Source organism: Collinsella aerofaciens, from assembly GCF_009876115.1.
Taxonomy (GTDB): domain Bacteria; phylum Actinomycetota; class Coriobacteriia; order Coriobacteriales; family Coriobacteriaceae; genus Collinsella; species Collinsella aerofaciens_N.
The window spans coordinates 56,810-72,960 of sequence record NZ_WWSY01000012.1 but is presented as its reverse complement, the minus strand read 5'-3'; the positions used below and the strand labels follow the sequence as shown (position 1 = coordinate 72,960).

The 16,151-nt window shown below is 59.8% G+C and carries 13 protein-coding genes; 3 read left to right on the top strand and 10 right to left on the bottom strand.

The genetic code is table 11. The features are described from left to right. The coding region (locus GT571_RS07330; RefSeq protein ID WP_240140100.1) for a helix-turn-helix domain-containing protein at positions 1-203 on the bottom strand (203 nt) is incomplete at its 3' end. Between the two features lie 419 nt (positions 204-622). Between GT571_RS07330 and GT571_RS07325 the strand changes: the two genes are divergently transcribed. Continuing rightward, entirely contained in the window at positions 623-1,159 is a 537-nt protein-coding gene (locus GT571_RS07325; RefSeq protein WP_117639794.1) for an LURP-one-related/scramblase family protein, read from the top strand. Positions 1,160-1,281: 122 nt separating this feature from the next. Here the strand turns inward: GT571_RS07325 and GT571_RS07320 are convergent, their stop codons facing one another. Further along, on the bottom strand, positions 1,282-1,998 hold the full coding sequence (locus GT571_RS07320) for a YoaK family protein (protein WP_161156369.1): 717 nt from the start codon (positions 1,996-1,998) through the stop codon (positions 1,282-1,284). 250 nt (positions 1,999-2,248) lie between these two features. Here GT571_RS07320 and GT571_RS07315 point away from each other — a divergent pair, with 250 nt between their 5' ends. After that, the gene (locus tag GT571_RS07315; protein WP_253057562.1) at positions 2,249-4,384 is read left to right on the top strand and encodes a YgiQ family radical SAM protein; all 2,136 of its coding nucleotides are present in this window, start codon (positions 2,249-2,251) and stop codon (positions 4,382-4,384) included. Positions 4,385-4,510: 126 nt separating this feature from the next. Here GT571_RS07315 and GT571_RS07310 read toward each other — a convergent pair whose 3' ends face one another. Then, positions 4,511-5,881, bottom strand: a complete 1,371-nt coding sequence (locus GT571_RS07310; RefSeq protein WP_161156365.1) for a PTS transporter subunit EIIC — start codon at positions 5,879-5,881, stop codon at positions 4,511-4,513. 11 nt (positions 5,882-5,892) lie between these two features. Then, entirely contained in the window at positions 5,893-7,371 is a 1,479-nt protein-coding gene (locus GT571_RS07305) for a family 1 glycosylhydrolase (protein WP_161156364.1), read from the bottom strand. Between the two features lie 153 nt (positions 7,372-7,524). Between GT571_RS07305 and GT571_RS07300 the strand changes: the two genes are divergently transcribed. Next, complete coding sequence (locus GT571_RS07300; RefSeq protein WP_161156362.1) at positions 7,525-8,517, top strand: helix-turn-helix transcriptional regulator; 993 nt, start codon at positions 7,525-7,527, stop codon at positions 8,515-8,517. Positions 8,518-8,519: 2 nt separating this feature from the next. Here GT571_RS07300 and GT571_RS07295 read toward each other — a convergent pair whose 3' ends face one another. The 6 genes from GT571_RS07295 to GT571_RS07270 all read right to left on the bottom strand — a co-directional run bounded on the left by GT571_RS07295 (position 8,520) and on the right by GT571_RS07270 (position 16,015). Beyond that, positions 8,520-9,440, bottom strand: a complete 921-nt coding sequence (locus GT571_RS07295) for a CPBP family intramembrane glutamic endopeptidase (RefSeq protein WP_161156360.1) — start codon at positions 9,438-9,440, stop codon at positions 8,520-8,522. 83 nt (positions 9,441-9,523) lie between these two features. Further along, positions 9,524-9,724, bottom strand: a complete 201-nt coding sequence (locus GT571_RS07290) for a type II toxin-antitoxin system RelB/DinJ family antitoxin (RefSeq protein WP_161156357.1) — start codon at positions 9,722-9,724, stop codon at positions 9,524-9,526. A gap of 215 nt (positions 9,725-9,939) precedes the next feature. Continuing rightward, on the bottom strand, positions 9,940-11,316 hold the full coding sequence (locus GT571_RS07285; protein ID WP_204987212.1) for an ATP-binding cassette domain-containing protein: 1,377 nt from the start codon (positions 11,314-11,316) through the stop codon (positions 9,940-9,942). Positions 11,317-11,319: 3 nt separating this feature from the next. Continuing rightward, entirely contained in the window at positions 11,320-12,375 is a 1,056-nt protein-coding gene (locus GT571_RS07280; protein ID WP_161156353.1) for an ABC transporter substrate-binding protein, read from the bottom strand. A 2-nt stretch (positions 12,376-12,377) separates the two neighbouring features. Then, the gene (locus GT571_RS07275) at positions 12,378-14,189 is read right to left on the bottom strand and encodes an NADH-dependent [FeFe] hydrogenase, group A6 (RefSeq protein WP_240136166.1); all 1,812 of its coding nucleotides are present in this window, start codon (positions 14,187-14,189) and stop codon (positions 12,378-12,380) included. Continuing rightward, a complete protein-coding gene (locus GT571_RS07270) occupies positions 14,183-16,015 on the bottom strand; it encodes an NAD(P)-binding protein (protein ID WP_161156351.1) in 1,833 nt (610 codons plus the stop codon). The genes GT571_RS07275 and GT571_RS07270 overlap by 7 nt, the downstream gene beginning before the upstream one ends. Between the last annotated feature and the right edge of the window lie 136 nt (positions 16,016-16,151).

Sequence of the window (16,151 nt, the reverse complement as noted above, 5' to 3'; positions counted from 1 at the left end):
CGCCCGCACCCGTTGCAGCAGCGCGGCCACGCGGCCAGGCGCGGGCAGGCCGCCGACAGGTCGGCGGAGGCGTCCACGCGCTCGCCGCGCCTGGCCTTCGGCGCCGTCACGAACCTGTGCGACGCCACCTCGGCGCTCACCGTCGAGGGCGACCTGCCCAGCTCCCTCGCGATCTCCCTGCACGACGCCCTGCGCTCCAGCATCCTCTGGACCGTGTCCCGCTCGTGCCTCGTGAGCCTTCCGTAGGCCCTCGGGACCGCCCTTGCGGAGCCCCTTTTCTTCTTTCCGGACATGCCGTCCTCCGATCTCCCGGGGCCGGCCGATCCGGCCCTCAGGGTATCGGGTTCCCACATTCATCCGTACATGTACGGATGAATGTGGGAGGTGTTCGGATAAAGTCGATAATCAAGGTATAAATTGTTTCTGTTTTAGCAATATATGTTTGACAATACGTTTATAAAAGGATACTTTATAGTAATTAATATGCATGCAGCAAATAGTGTCATTCATTTTGTTAGAAATTGCCCATGCGGTTATTGCAGCTGCATGTACTGCAACGTACAGCGTAATTCTCCGCACGAAGCAGAAGACGGTTCCAATTCGATCGAGGCGATGACGCGTGATGGCTACTGGTCCTAAATCGAGCAAGACGGCTACAAACGAATATCGAATCTCAATTGAAGGTAACCCTTATCCGCATGCTCTGGCTCTCGTCAACCCAGCGGGAGACAACCTCAACATCAAAAGACATGGGTTCACGGGTCCACTAGGACAGCTATTGAGTCTTAAATACACCGTTTATGACGATGCAAATGAAAAGCTCTTTACTGTCGTCGACGGTGGTTTTAGTAACATGCCCAGGGTTGCGCTCATCATCGAACACAAGGAAGTCGCGGTGTTCGATTATGGCCTAAACAGACTTGAGATGAAGTGCGTAACGAACATACCGAATTACACAATAAAAGGTAACTTCCTATTTGGAGATTACGATATATTCAGTCAACGGGAAGTGAAGCTATCTTCAGTTAACGTCCTTCAATGTGATAAACAATCGTGCTTTAACATACAGGTTTTGGATAAAGCCGAATTAGCCGCCGCAATTGGAATACCCACAGCCATTGCCCTTCTGAGGGCTCGGATTGAAGAGCATCTCGAATAAATTGCAAAAAGCAGTTCGTAACAACATTCAGGAGCTAGATAGTTTTTTTCTGGCTCCTGAAGCTGTACTACATAGAGATGAAAAATATTGCGGCAAAGGGGCTGTCCCTTTGCCGCATTCGGTTACTTTCGACAGCCCTCTTTCCAAGCCTCGGCCGCAAGCTTCCAGCGAAAACGCAGGTCGCGCTCGCGGTCGATGAACATGATGGCAAACGCGACAAACAGCAGCACGCTCGCCACGACGATGGCGTGCAGGCCCATGCGCTCAATACACCAGTTGCCCAGCACGGCGCCAAACACAAAGGTAAAGATCACGCCAAAGTACAGCACGCCGTTTTCCAAAAAGCCGCGCTTGTGGGTGATGATGTAATCATCCACGTTTTGCAGCGCATTGCGCAGGTTACCGATGCACATGGTCGTGGCGATGCCGTGACCGTGGATCTTGCGGAAGCTCTCGACCTGCATACCGCAGGCAAATGAGGTAAGGCAGTTGGCAAGCAGATTGAAATCGCCGCCCGGGATAAAGCTCACGCCCAGCAAGATGACGGCTTCAAAGAACACCGTCACCTGGCGCCAGTGAATCACACTGCCAAACCGCTCGTGAACCAGGTCGGCAAGCATAATGCCCACGGCAAACGACACCACAGGGAAGAAGTAGCGCCCCGCCAGCGCCCAGTTGCCCTCCGAGATGCTCACGCCCACGAGCAGGATGTTGCCCGTCTGCGCGTTGGCGAAAACATGGTCGCGCCCAATGTACGAATACACATCCATAAAGCCACCGGCGAGCGCCAAGATGATGCCCAGCTCAATAGATTCCGATATCTGTTTGGCACGCTGCATCGTCGTGCATCCTCCTTGTTGACGACTCTCTCGTGCGTTGGCGGAGACATAGCCGCCGTTCATACTGTAACCCATTGACAACATGGCGTGTGCTCGAGACGGGTTCTCCAACGCGCAGATACACAGTCTGGAAACAAACGGCGGGCGCGGCACCGACACCCGAGACCTCGTGTACTCCACCAGTCTTTTTAGCCCCGTCCCAAAAAGACTGGTTACAATTACGTGCAGCATACAAACACCGGGAGGGATCGTGGCAAAAAAGCCTCAGCACGCTCAGAACAGCCAACGCGGACAGCAGGGCAAACAGGGCCAGCAGCAAAAGCGCGGCGGCAAGGCGCAGGGCTCGCGACCCACGCATGCCTCAGCAGCGCCCTCACGCCCCTGGCGTCCGGGCCGCGACAAGTTCCTCCCCGTCAGCCGCGCCGACATGGATGCGCGTGGCTGGGACCAGTGCGACTTCGTCTATATCTGCGGCGATGCCTACGTGGACCATCCGAGCTTTGGCATGGCCATCATCAGCCGCGTGCTCGACGCGCACGGTTACAAGGTGGGTATCATCTGCCAGCCCGACTGGACCGACCCCGCCAGCATCACCGTGCTCGGCGAGCCGCGCCTGGGCTTTCTCGTCAGCGCCGGCAACATGGACTCCATGGTCAACCACTATTCGGTGACCAAGCACCGCCGCCATACCGACGCCTATACCCCCGGTGGCGAGGAGGGGCACCGCCCCAATCGTGCCGTCACGGTCTACGGCAACCTCATCCGCCAGACGTTCAAGGACGCTCCCATCATCATCGGCGGCATCGAGGCAAGCCTGCGCCGCCTGGCCCACTACGACTACTGGCAGGACAAGCTCAAGCGCTCGGTACTGCTCGACTCGGGCGCCGACATCCTCATCTACGGCATGGGCGAGCATGCGATCGTCGAGATCGCCGACGCGCTCGATGCCGGACTGCCTGTCGATCAGATCACCTACATCAACGGTACCGTCTACCGCACGGGTTCGCTCGACGAGGTCTACGACTACGACCTGCTGCCCAGCTGGGACGACCTTACCGCCGACAAGCTCAACTACGCGCGCAGCTTTAATGTGCAGCAGCAGAACATGGACCCCATCACCGGGCATCGTCTGGTAGAGCCCTACCCCAACAGCGTCTATGTGGTGCAGAACCCGCCATCGGCAACACTCACCATAGACGAGATGGACGAGGTTGCCGAACTCCCCTACGCACGCGATTGGCATCCCGACTACGACGCAACGGGCGGCGTGCCGGCCTTTGCCGAAATCAAATTTTCCATTAGCTCCAACCGCGGCTGTTTTGGCGAGTGCTCGTTTTGCGCCCTCACCTTCCACCAGGGCCGCGTACTGCAGATGCGCAGCCACGACTCGATCATGCGCGAGGCCGAGCTGCTCACGCGCGATCCCGAGTTTAAGGGCTACATCAACGACGTGGGTGGACCGACGGCCAACTTTAGCCGTCCGGCCTGCGACAAGCAGCTCAAGCACGGCGTGTGCAAGAACAAGCGCTGTCTGTGGCCGAGTGTGTGCAAGAACATGGTGGTCGACGAGAGCGGCTACACGCAGCTGCTGCGCGATCTGCGCCAGCTGCCGGGCGTCAAGAAGGTCTTCGTCCGCAGCGGCATACGCTTTGACTACACCATGGCCGACGCCTCGGACGAGTTTTTGCGCGAGCTGCTGGAGCATCACGTCTCGGGCCAGCTGCGCGTAGCACCCGAGCACGTGAGCGACGCGGTGCTGTCCGTGATGGGCAAACCGAGCCGCGCCGTCTACGACGCGTTCTGCCGTAAATTTGAACGCTTGAACCGCGAATACGGACTCAAGCAGTACGTGGTGCCGTATCTAATCTCGAGCCACCCCGGCTCGACCATGAAGGAAGCCGTGGACCTTGCCGAAGCCGTGCGCGACATGGGCTACATGCCCGAACAGGTGCAGGACTTCTACCCCACCCCGTCCACCATGTCGACGTGCATGTACTACACCGGCGTGGACCCGCGCACCATGAAACCGATCTATGTGGCGCGCGACCCGCACGAGAAGGCCATGCAACGCGCGCTCATCCAGTATCGCAAGCCCGAGAACTACAAGCTGGTACGCGAGGCGCTGGAAAAGGCTGGCCGTCGCGACCTGATCGGCTACACCAAGCATTGCCTGATTCGCCCCGTGCCGCCACGCCCGGGCGAGACATCTGCTGGCGGTGGGCATGGCACCGGCAAGAAGGGCGGCAAGCCACATGGTGGCGCCGCCGGCAAGGGGCCTAAAGGCAGCAAGGGGCACAGCGGCATGTCGCGCGCGCAAAACACTGCCGGGCGCAACCGTGCAGCTCAGGGGCGTCAGGGTGCCAACGGAGGCGGGCGTCGCAACTAGGGCGGCGAGGCGGCATGCCGCCGTTGGCGACACGACACGCCCCACCAATAAAATGCCGCTCGCCGGGGCGTCGCAGAACGATTCCCCGGCGAGCGGCCGATTAATATTGTCTATCTCAAGACGTTGTTACTTTTTGTCGAAACGACCATAGAGCGCAAACGAGAGCGCCGCAGAGATAACCCAAGTCAAAGCGATGCAGACGACAATCATGATCAGGTTCATGGGATTACCGCTTGGATCGGCATAAACGGGCAACGAGGTAATGCCAGGCATAACAAAGCCGAAGCACTTAGCGCCCAGAACAACGGTGAGCGCGCCGCCAATGCCATCCGCAATCATCGCAGCGATAAGCGGAGTCCTGTTAGGAACCTGAACGGTAAACAAGGCGGGCTCGGAAATTCCCATAAATGCTGAGAAGGCGCACGTCATTGCAGCGGACTTGAGCTTTTCGTCGGTCATGCGCAGAGCTGCACCAAAAGACGCACCGCTTTCGGCGAGGTTATGGCAGAAAGAGATCGGGAGCAGATAGTCATACCCCAGCGTTGCGATATTGGAAATCTGGATGGGGCTCGTCGACTGGTGCATGCCAAAGAGCACGATAAGCGGCATAAAGAAGCCCAGCAGAAAACCGGCAACGGGACCTAACGTCGAGAATAGCCAAACGATACCGTTGGCAAGACCAAGACCGCACCAGGCACCAATCGGGGCGAGCACAAACAGGTTGACCGGAATCACGATAGCAAGGGAGAGCGCCGGAACGACAACGAGCTTAAAGAGATCCGGCACGACTTTGTCGATTGCGCGATATACAAAAGACAAGCCAATGACGCCAAAGATGACCGGGAACACGGAATCGGCGTAGCTAAAAATCGGCACCGTAAAACCGAACAACGCAAGAGGCGTCTCGCCCGTACCGACAGCGTTGACAATAGTCGGGTACATCAGCGATCCGGCAACACAAAGCGCAAGCGAACGGTTGACTCGGAACTTATCAGCTGTAGACATTGCCAGCAAAAACGGCAAGAAGTAGAACGGGATATCCGAAATCATATTGAATATCGCAAAGTCGCCGGCACCCGTGTCGATTCCAAAAGCCGCGATAGCAGCCAGGATGCCCTTTACGATGCCTCCCGCCACCAGTGCGGGAATGATAGCGGAGAAGATGCCGGTGATGATATCGAATACGCGAGCCGAACCTTTTTGGAGCTCAGGCTGCTCGGCGTCGGCGGAGACCTCGCCACCCATCCTGTCGCCAAGCATGGGCTCCAATTCGTCATATACCGACCCCACGCTGGTGCCGATGATAACCTGCCACTGCCCGTCTTTAACCTGCGCGCCCAAGGCGCCGTCAAGCGTCTTAAGGGCCTCCAGGTCTGCCTTGCTATCGTCCTTCAGGTTGAACCTCAGCCTTGTAATGCAGTGCGTTGCCATAACAACGTTATCGGCGCCGCCCACGAGCTCGAGGACACGAGCGGCCAGTTCCTTCTTGTCTGCCATAACAATCACTCCTACCCAAGGTCTTCGCCATTGGTGGCGATGCATTTCTGGTACCAATAGAAAGAGTCTTTACGCAAGCGCTTCGCAGTGCCGTGGCCGCAATTATCCAGATCGACATAGATAAGCCCGTAGCGCTTGTCCATCGTAAGAGGACCGCAGGCAACAAGGTCAATGAATCCCCAGATCATATATCCGCGCACGTCAACGCCATCGATCACCGCCTCTTTAAGGCACTTTATGTGCTGGCGCAAATAATCGATTCGATACTCGTCGTGGATGCTGCCATCCTCCTCGACCACGTCAGATGTACCGAGGCCGTTCTCGGCGATATACAGAGGCAGCCCATAGCGGTCATACATCTGGTTAAGGGTAACCCTCAGGCCAATGGGATCGAGCTGCCAGCCCCACTCACTCGTCTCGAGATAAGGGTTCTTGTTTGCCATGACCAGATTGCCCGCAGTCTTCTCCCATCCCTGATCGCAGGTGGATACCTGGGAAAAGTAGTACGAGAAGGCCAGGAAGTCGACCGTGTTGCGAGCGATGAGCTCTTCATCGCCCGGTTCCATTTGAATCTCGATATCGCACGCATCGAAATAGCGATTCATATAAGCGGGGTATTTTCCGCGAGCCATCACGTCCGTATAGAACCAGTTGGAATACTGGTCGTCGTGAATAGCCTGCATGTTATCTTCGGGACGGCAGGTGGCGGGATACGTACAGAATCGAGCGATCATGCCGCCAACGGGAGTATCGGGTGAAAGACGATGGACAATCTCGACGGCACGCGCATTGGCAACGAACTCATGGTGCAGGCACTGGAAGATGGCTCGATCGAAGTTCTCCCCCTCTTCGTCTTTGACCAGACAGACCCCGTCCCAAGGCGAAAAACGCGCTGCATTGAACTCGTTAAAAGGCAGCCAGAAATCGACCAGATCGCCCAATTCCGTAACGATTGTCTCGACATAGCGGGCGAAGAAGTCAATCGTCTTGCGATTCTTCCATCCCCCATATGTGGTGACAAGATTTACCGGGATGTCATAGTGGAGCATGGTGACGAAGGTCTTAATGCCGTGCTTTTTGCACTCACCCAGCATGCTTCGATACCACTCGATGCCTTCGCGGTTAGGCTCAAGGTCATCTCCGTTAGGATAGATTCGGCTCCAGCAAATAGAGGTGCGGAACAGCTTGAGGCCCATCTCCGCAAAAAGCGCGATGTCCTCACGATAGTGATGATAGAAGTCGTTGCCACGCCTAAACGGGTAGAACTCAACGCCATCATCTGCGAGAGCGTTCATTAGCTCGTCATGGCAGAATGGGTTGTTTTGATGCTTGTCCTCAATCTGGTCATGAGTCCAGGTACCATCCAGCCATCGACAATCCTGCGTCGACTTTCCCTTTCCGCCCTCATTCCAGGCGCCATCGGCCTGCGAGCACGATATGGCTCCGCCCCATAAAAAGTCGGAGTCAAACCCATGTTTTAACTTACCCATTTGCCCTCCTTGATCGGATGCTCCAGCGGATAACCCAATACTAGGAAGAACAAGATGCATAAGATATCGCATAGAAAGCATGGCTTTATAACATTTTTTTAGATATAATACCGTTCAAGGTATCGATTCTACCGTTCACCGCTGGAGCACCCCATGGATTCGAATCTCAAACAGCTGCTCTATACGCATACCGAGACCGAAGAGTGGCATCGCACACATCCGGGAGAGCTCAGCCCGCGATATAACAGGGTGGAAACCACAACCATTAACGGCGAAGAGGTCTATCTGTTTGATTGGAAAGAAACTCTCGACGAAAACCCCGTGGGCCTTATCAAGGAGTCGCGCTTTACCGATATTCCTCCTCATATCAATCGGGATATGGAGCTTAACTACGTGTACGACGGCGTCTGCACGTTTATCGTCAACGAACGGCGACTACTCCTTAAAAAGGGCGACGTGCTCATTTGCAACACCGGCGTAGTCAGAAGCGTTCCATACGTTAAGGGCGAGCATGATATCGTCATTTCGATCGTCTTCAAAAAAGAAATGTTCGATTCGTTGTTCCTGAGCCAGCTACCCGGCGCGTCACCATTAACGAATCTTCTATTTGATTTTGTGTCCAAAAACCGCGAGGCCCGAAAATATCTCATTCTTCCAGAGGAATACGCCCGACATGCGCGACGCCTCATCGAGATGCTCTTTATCGAATATCACTTTAAAGATGCCTATTCCAATGAACTCATGAGGCACCTCGCCGTCAGCCTATTCCTTGTTCTCATTCGAGGACTGTACCGACGCTCCGCAACTGATAACCAGGCGATCATGTCGGACGAACGCATCGTGTCGATTCTGAATCATATTGAGCGAAGCTACGGCGACTGCACACTCGAAAGCATTGCGAGCGATACGGGTTATAGCACCAGCTATCTCAGCAGCTTGATCAAGCAAAAAACCGGCAAAACGTTTTCGCAAATCAAGCTCAACCAGCAGCTCACAGAGGCGGCATATCTTCTCAATAACACCGAGCGCAGCGTGCAGTATGTAGCCCGAAAAGTCGGCATCTCCAACATGTCGTTCTTTTACTCAAAATTTAAAGAAGCATTCGGCGAAACGCCAGGTGCGTTCAGGACGCATCGGTCTAATTAAAGTCATTGATAATCAGGTCGATCAGTTTCACATGGCTCAGAAATGCACGACCGGAGCAGCGAGCGCATCGCCTCTACCAGCACAAAGCCGGCGATGGCAACCGTGACCGCCACGTCGAGCGGTGTGTTCACAAACCACAGCAGCCCCATGAGATACGACCCGGCATTAAAGGCAAAGTGCAGCAGGATCGTGTAGCGGAGCTTTCCAGTGGTCACGAGCACCCAACCAAAAATGAGACCGGCAGCGCCCGCATAGCAGCCCTGCACCCAGTTCATGTGCATAAAGCCGAAGACCGCCGCCTGCAGTACGATTGCCGCGGCGACGCCCCAGGCACTCGGGGCCTCCCAGGGCGCTATGGCGCCGTCTTGCGCGTTCACGCGGCGCCGACGTTTCCAGAGCGGATGGCACTGTGGATTAAACGCACGCAGTGAGAACTCAAAGATGATGCCGCGCACCAGGAGCTCTTCGCAAAATGGCGCGCCAATCACCGTGGTCAGAACGGCCAGATAGCTCGTGTCGCCCATGCCTGTTTCCTCGACGAGCTCGCTATAGTCTGCCGCGACCTCGGGCAGCAGCGACAGCACGCCGTCGCATAGGTAGCTAATGACCACCTGCATGGACAGGCCGATCACGACAACGCAGACGATGCGCTTCCATGCCGCGCCTGCTCCCCCACCGAGCGGGTGCTCGCCTTGCCGGCGCGCCATAAACGAGCGCGGCCACAGATAACGCCACCACAGCAGCGCCATCAAAAACGACGCCGTCTGAGCGGCGGCCTGGAACCATTGGATATCGAGATTGTCGATCGGATAGCCCGTCAGCGCCGACACGGCATCGAGAACAGAAAACAGAACCACGCTCAGGGCTATATCGGCAGCGACAACGCCAAAACAGGCAAGCGCCCACGCTATCGCATTGAGCATGCCAACCTCCTCAAAACCGTTCCCTAGTTCTACCACAACTCGGCAGAGAGCTGATTCCATGGGGACGGAGGAAAACGGATCACTTATTGATAAGAATCGGGCGCAGCGCCAAAAGCCCCGTTGGGTGAAATGTCGAACGGGAAGGTGCCGCAGCGATTGAACGCGGCGATAAACATGCGGATGGCGTTGGACGGCGTGGTGCCCACGAGCTGGGTTGCCGCCGCGAAGGCCGCCTTTTCCTCGGGCAAGACCTTCGCGACAACCGGGGTCATGTGTTCTGCCATGGCGCTTCCTTTTTGAAACGACGGTGGTGCGGATAGATGCGGGCCACGCGGCTGGGCGACGGGCTGTGAAGGCAACCCGATTGGCCCGCATCCGGAGTTTGTTTCTGCTGCGTTGGTATTACTTGGTATTCCAAAGTATTACCCCGCAGATAGAATAGCACACCCGACCCCATGGGAGCGGAGGAAAACGAATCATTTTGTTGCTGAGTTAGTATTTAGAGCGTGATGATGTCCGAGATATCGAGGGCCTGAGCGTCGGCGACATCGTGCGAGGCAAGCAGCAGCATACGGCCGTCGAGCAAGTCGAGCACGACCTCGGCGCATGCGTCGCGCGCAGCGGTATCTAAACCGGTAAAGGGCTCGTCAAGAATCACCGCGCCGCCCGGGCACAGCAGGGCTCGAGCGATCTCGACGCGACGGCGCTGCCCGCCCGAAAGCTCGGCCACGCGAGCATGTACATCGACCCCCGGCACCAGCAGGCGCAACAGGGCCGCAGCACTCGAGGCGTCCACGCGTGCATCGGCGCACACTAGCACGTTATCCAGCGCCGCGGCGGACTCGACCAAGCGTGCATCCTGAAACACCATCGAGCACGGCGCGCACTCCCCCGCTGCCAACGAAAGCAGCGTCGACTTGCCCATGCCCGAAGCGCCCATCACACAGATACGCCCACCCGCGGGCACGTTGAGCACCAGACCATCCAGCGCCGGCGCCCAGGGCGCGCGATCGCCCACGGCAAGCGCAAGCTCCGCTGAAGTGCCATCGCTCGCAGCCCCCGCACGCCCACGCAATCCATGCCCATGCGCCCGCACGGCAACATGCCACGCCACGGGCCCCGAAACCCGCAGCAGCCACACTAGCACGCGCTCACATGCCCACGATGCCGCCACGACCAACACGGTCCACGCCAGCAGATCTGCCGTCTCAATCAAAAGCTTTGCCTGATAGATGCGCTCACCCACGGTGCCCGTCGCCATGCCGATGAGCTCCGCCGCCACACCGGCCTTCCAACTCATGCCGATCACGGCGCGGGCGCACGAAAGCACAAACGGCAGGACTTCGCGCCAGGTGTGAGCGCAAAACAGTCGCCAGCCCCGCACTCCATGCAGACGAAACATCTGCTCCAGTGACTGATCAACCTGCGTCAAACCCTCGACCAGCGAGAAATATACGCCCGGCAGCGCCATCAAAAAGACCGCCGCGATGCTCACACGTGCCGACCCCAACCAAATGAGCAGCAGGACCACCACGCAGGCAACCGGCGTCGCCTTTACAAACGACAGTGCCGGAGCCACCAGGTGCGCAAACGCACGCGACCGCACCGAGACTCCCACCAGCACGCCGCCGCACACCGCGGCAAGCGCCAGCCCGCCCAATATTCGCGCGCCCGAGCCCGCCAAAATCGCCCAGGTACCGCCATCGCACACCAGGCGCAGCAGCGCCAAGGCAACAGCACCCGGCCCCGGCAAGATCAGCGGCTGCGCTACCAACGCCGCCACCAGCACCCACACGGCAAGCCAAAAGGCGGCGACGGCACCTGCTGCCGCCACCGCCTTCATACGCTCTGTCATTTGTCGAGCAAACGCACGCACGGGCTACTCCATGTAGTAGAAATCGTCAGCCGGGAGCTTGCCGCCCACGGCGCTCGCGTCCGCATCGGCCAGCACCTGCAGGTACCCACCGAGCGCCGCCTTCATATCCTTCCCCGTCTGGCACACGAGCATGCACCCGGGAATCGCCTTTTCGGCAATCGTGGCGTTATCCACGATGCCCGCATCGACCACGGCCTGAGCCCAATCTGCCGGCGCCGCATTGACGGCTTTCACGCTCGCCTCATGGCAGCGCAAGAATTCCGCCACGGCGTCGGGATGCTCCTCGGCAAAGGAACGGCGCACCACGGTCACACCCGTCAGCAAGCGCGAACCCGTGTCACCCGCCAGCTCATCCCACGCATCGGTCAGGCTTACCGGAGCCGACAGCTTGCCTTCGCTCTTTGCGATGGCAGCTGTCTTGAACGGCTCCGGCAGCACGCCCACGGCGGACGGGTCGGCAAGCAGGGCCGACAGCACCTCGGTGGGCTCGCTCTTAAACTCGAGCGTCACCTGTCTGGTCAGGCCCGCGCGCTCCAGCAGGTAGTTCATGACGTACTCCGGCGTGGTGCCTTTGCCCGTCATGTAGACGGTACGACCCGCCAGATCACCAAACGAAGTAACGTCCGCGTTACCCGTCACCACGTTCAGCACGCCCAGCGTGTTGATGTCGATGACCTGCACCGCGCCCTCGGTCTTGTTGTAGAGCACGCTCGCCACGTTGGCGGGCACCAGGGCAATGTCGACATCGCCCTGAATCATCTTGGGCACGATCTCGTCGGCCGCGGCGCTGATCGCAAAGTCGAACTCGTTATCCGTGGCATCGTCGGCCGCCTGGTCCATAAACTGCACCAGGCCAATCGAGGTCGGTCCCTTGAGCGAGGCGACGTGCACCTCGACCGGCTCCGCAGCAGCACCGGCGCCGTCCGTGGCAGCCGAGCCCGCAGCAGACCCGGTCCCGGCAGACCCGCCACCACAACCAGCCAGCGCGAGCGACAACGCGCCCGCGGCGAGCACCGAGGCAAACCCCCGGCGCGACATCTCAACATCAAAAGCGCGCATCGCTAGCACGCCCCCTCATTGGGCATCGACCAGGCGTGATGGTCGGTATGCAGCAGGTCCTCGGCCAGCGGCGAGAGCGGCTCGCCCAAGAACTCGCGATAGCACGCCTGGACATCGGGATTCTCGTGCGAGAAGCGAATCTCGGCGTTCGCATCGAGGCCCCAGAGCACCTGGCCACGCTCGGCAGCCAGCTCGCAACCGTCGTGGATGGGCTGACCGCCACCACCGACGCAGCCGCCGGGGCACGCCATGACCTCGACAAAGTCATAGCTCACACGACCGTCGCGAATTGCGTCGAGCAGGCGGGCGGCATTGCCCAGTCCGTGCGCCACGGCGACGCGCACCCTGGTGCCCTCGATATCGGCCACTGCTTCCTTCCAGCCGTCCAGACCGCGCACGTCGGTGAAGAAGTCGGCGTCGGGGTTCTTGCCCGTCACCAGGTAATAGGCCGAGCGCACGGCGGCCTCCATCACGCCGCCCGTGGCGCCAAAGATCACACCCGCGCCCGTGCCAAAGCCCAGCGGCGTATCAAGCGGCTCCTCGGTAAGCGTGTCCACGCTCACGTGGCTCGCGCGGATCATGCGCACCATCTCGCGCACCGTCAGTGCAACGTCCACGTCGGGCGCGCCGCCCTCGCCCATCATGCTCGGCAGCGCACGCTCGGCCTTCTTGGCCGTGCACGGCATAACGGACACCACGAACAGACGCTCGGGCTCCACGCCCAGCACCTTGGCGTAGTAGGTCTTGGCGATGGCGCCGAACATCTGCTGCGGCGACTTTGACGTGGACAGGCTGTCGACAAACTCGGGGTAACGTGCCTTCACAAAGCGTACCCAGCCCGGGCAGCAGCTCGTGAACATGGGCCAGCCGTGGGTGTCGCCCTCGCCCTTGACGGCCTTCCCTAGGCGCTCGAGCAGTTCGGAGCCCTCCTCCATAATGGTGAGGTCGGCCGAGAAATCGGTGTCGAACACGTACTCAAAGCCAACGCGGCGCAGGGCGCAAGCCAGGCGCTCAACGGTGGCCTCCTCGCGCGGAATGCCGAGCTCCTCGCCCCAGGCGCTACGCACGGCCGGCGCAATCTGCACCAGTACGATCTTGTCGGGATCGGCGATGGCGTCGAACACGGTCTCGGTATCGTCACGCTCGCGCAGGGCGCCCGTCGGGCAATGCGTGATGCACTGACCGCACGCGACGCAATCGGTCTTGCCGATCGGCGCACGCCCGCGGGTGCCCACGGCGGTATGCGTGGCGCGGTTGGTCAGGTCCCAAATCCCTAAGCCCTGCACGCTCTCGCACACCTTGATGCAGCGCATGCATTTGATGCACTTGTCGTTATCGCGGATGATGGGGAAATCGAAGTCCCAGCCCTCGCGCGCCAGGTGCTGCTCGTACGGCAGATAGAAGATACCCAGGTCGTTGGCGATGGTCTGCAGGTTGCAGTTACCACTGCGCACGCAGCTCGTACAGCGCGAGTCGTGCTGGGACAGCAGCAGCTGCACGTTGGTGCGACGCGCCTCGCGGGCCTTGGGGCTGTTGGTGTGGACCACCATGCCGTCGAGCACGTAGTTGTTGCAGGCGGCAACCAGCTGGTCGCAGCCCTCAACCTCGACCACGCATACGCGGCAGCCGCCGATCTCGTTTAGATCGCGCAGGTAGCACAGGGTGGGAATCTGGATGCTGACGGACTTGGCCGCATCCAGGATCGTGGTGTGCTCGGGAACCACGACCTCGCAATTATCGATAGTGAGCTTGACCATGTTATGCGCTCCGTTTTCGGTGTTGTCGCTGACGGTGGTGTTGTTGGGCTCTACCATTCCAGGTTCCTCCCTCCGCGGAACGCGCCAAAGCCAAAGTGATCGCAACGCAGGCAGCGGCTCGCCTCCTGGCGCGCCTCCTGCTCGGTGAGACCCTGCTCGACCAGATCCCAATCGTGAATACGCTCGCCGGCCTCGCGCTCGCCCAGCTCGCAGCGGCCGCACTCATGCTTGCCCTTAAACTGGACGGTCGGCAGCTCGACCTCGAGCTTGATCTTGTGGTCAAAGCCCAGGTAGCGGTCGATATTTGCCGAAGCCACGCGGCCGGCGTTGATGGCACGGATGACGGTGGCGGGACCGGTCTGGCAGTCACCGCCGCTAAAGAGGCCATCGAAGTTGGGCACGGCGCCATCCGAATCGGTGACCACGCAGCCCCACTTACAAGCGATGCCCATGTCCTCAAACGGCCTGGAATCGATGTCCTGGCCAATGGCCACAAACACGCGCTCGCAGGGAATGACGCGCTCGGGCGTGGCGGCGGCACGCGGGGCCGGACGCCCACGACGGGGCTCGCCGATAATCTGCGGCTGCACGCGCAGGCCACTCACGCGACCTTCCTCGCCCGTCTCGATAGCGAGCGGGGCGGTCAACTCCAGCACCTCGCAGCCCTCGGCCTGGGCGCCGGCGATCTCGGCGTCCTGGGCCGTCATGTCGCAGATGCGACGGCGGTAGACGATGCTCACCTTTTCGGCACGGCAGCGCACGGCGGAGCGCGCCACGTCCATGGCCACGTTGCCGCCGCCGATGACGCACACGCGCTGGCCGCTCAGGTCGGGCAGCTCGTCGTCGCCGATGGCGCGCAGCATCTTGACGGCCGACTCCACGCCGAGCGCTTCCTCGCCCGGAAGGCCGAGCTTCTTATCGCTGTGGGCGCCAATGGCCAGGTAGACGGCATCGAACTCGTCGCGCAGGCGGGCAAGTTCCTCGCCGTTGACGGAGTGATCGAGCTCAACGTCGATGCCGGCGCTCAAGATCCAGTCGATCTCGGCCTGCAGGCGCTCGCGCGGCAGACGATAGCTGGGGATGCCATAGCGCAGCATGCCGCCCAGGTGGTGGCGCTGCTCAAAGATGGTCACCTTATGGCCCATCACGGCCAGGTAGTAGGCGCAGGAAAGGCCGGCCGGGCCGCCGCCGATCACGGCGACGCGCTTGCCGGTGTTGTCCACTACATGCGGCTTGTGGTCGTTGAGGTCACTGTGCTCGACGGCAAAACGCTTGAGGGCGAGGATGTTCATGGGGTCGTCGACCATGCCACGGCGGCAGTGCATCTCGCAGGGATGCTCGCACACCAGGCCGCAGACGAGCGGCAGCGGATTGTTCTTGCGGATGACCTTGACGGCGTCGGCATAGCGGCCGGCCTCGACCAGCGAAATGTACCCGGGAATGTCGACGTGCGCCGGGCAGCCCGAAACGCACGGGACGCGGGCCTCGCGGTCAAAGCCGCAGGAGTGCTCGCGGATGTGATGCTCAAAATCGTCGCGGAAGCCGCGAATGGCCGTGAGTGCCATGGCGCCGGCTTCGTAGCCGATGGCGCAGTCGCTCGAAAGGTAGATGGTGCGGGCCGTGCGCTCAATCAGGTTGAGCGTGGACTCATCGGCGCGCCCTTCGAGCACATCGGCGAGCAGGTCGCTCAGCGCGCTCAGGCCCACACGGCAGGGTGTGCACTTGCCGCAGCTCTGGGTGGAGCACAGGTTAACGAGCGCTGCCGTAAACTCAACGGGACACGGGGCGAGCGAACTCACCGCCAGACGGCGTCCGAGCGCATCGTGCAGGTCGTCCATGACGGCCTGAGCGTGGCTGCGTTCCATTACGTGCAGTCGAGCCATAAGATCCCCTCTCACATGGCAGCCCGGAGGCGAGACCGAGCGAAGTTGCTACACGCACAACACTGACCTATAAAATTGTTTGGCAGCGACACGGTTCGGCAGGCGGTATGAAACGTCGTCCTTAGCGGTGAAAACG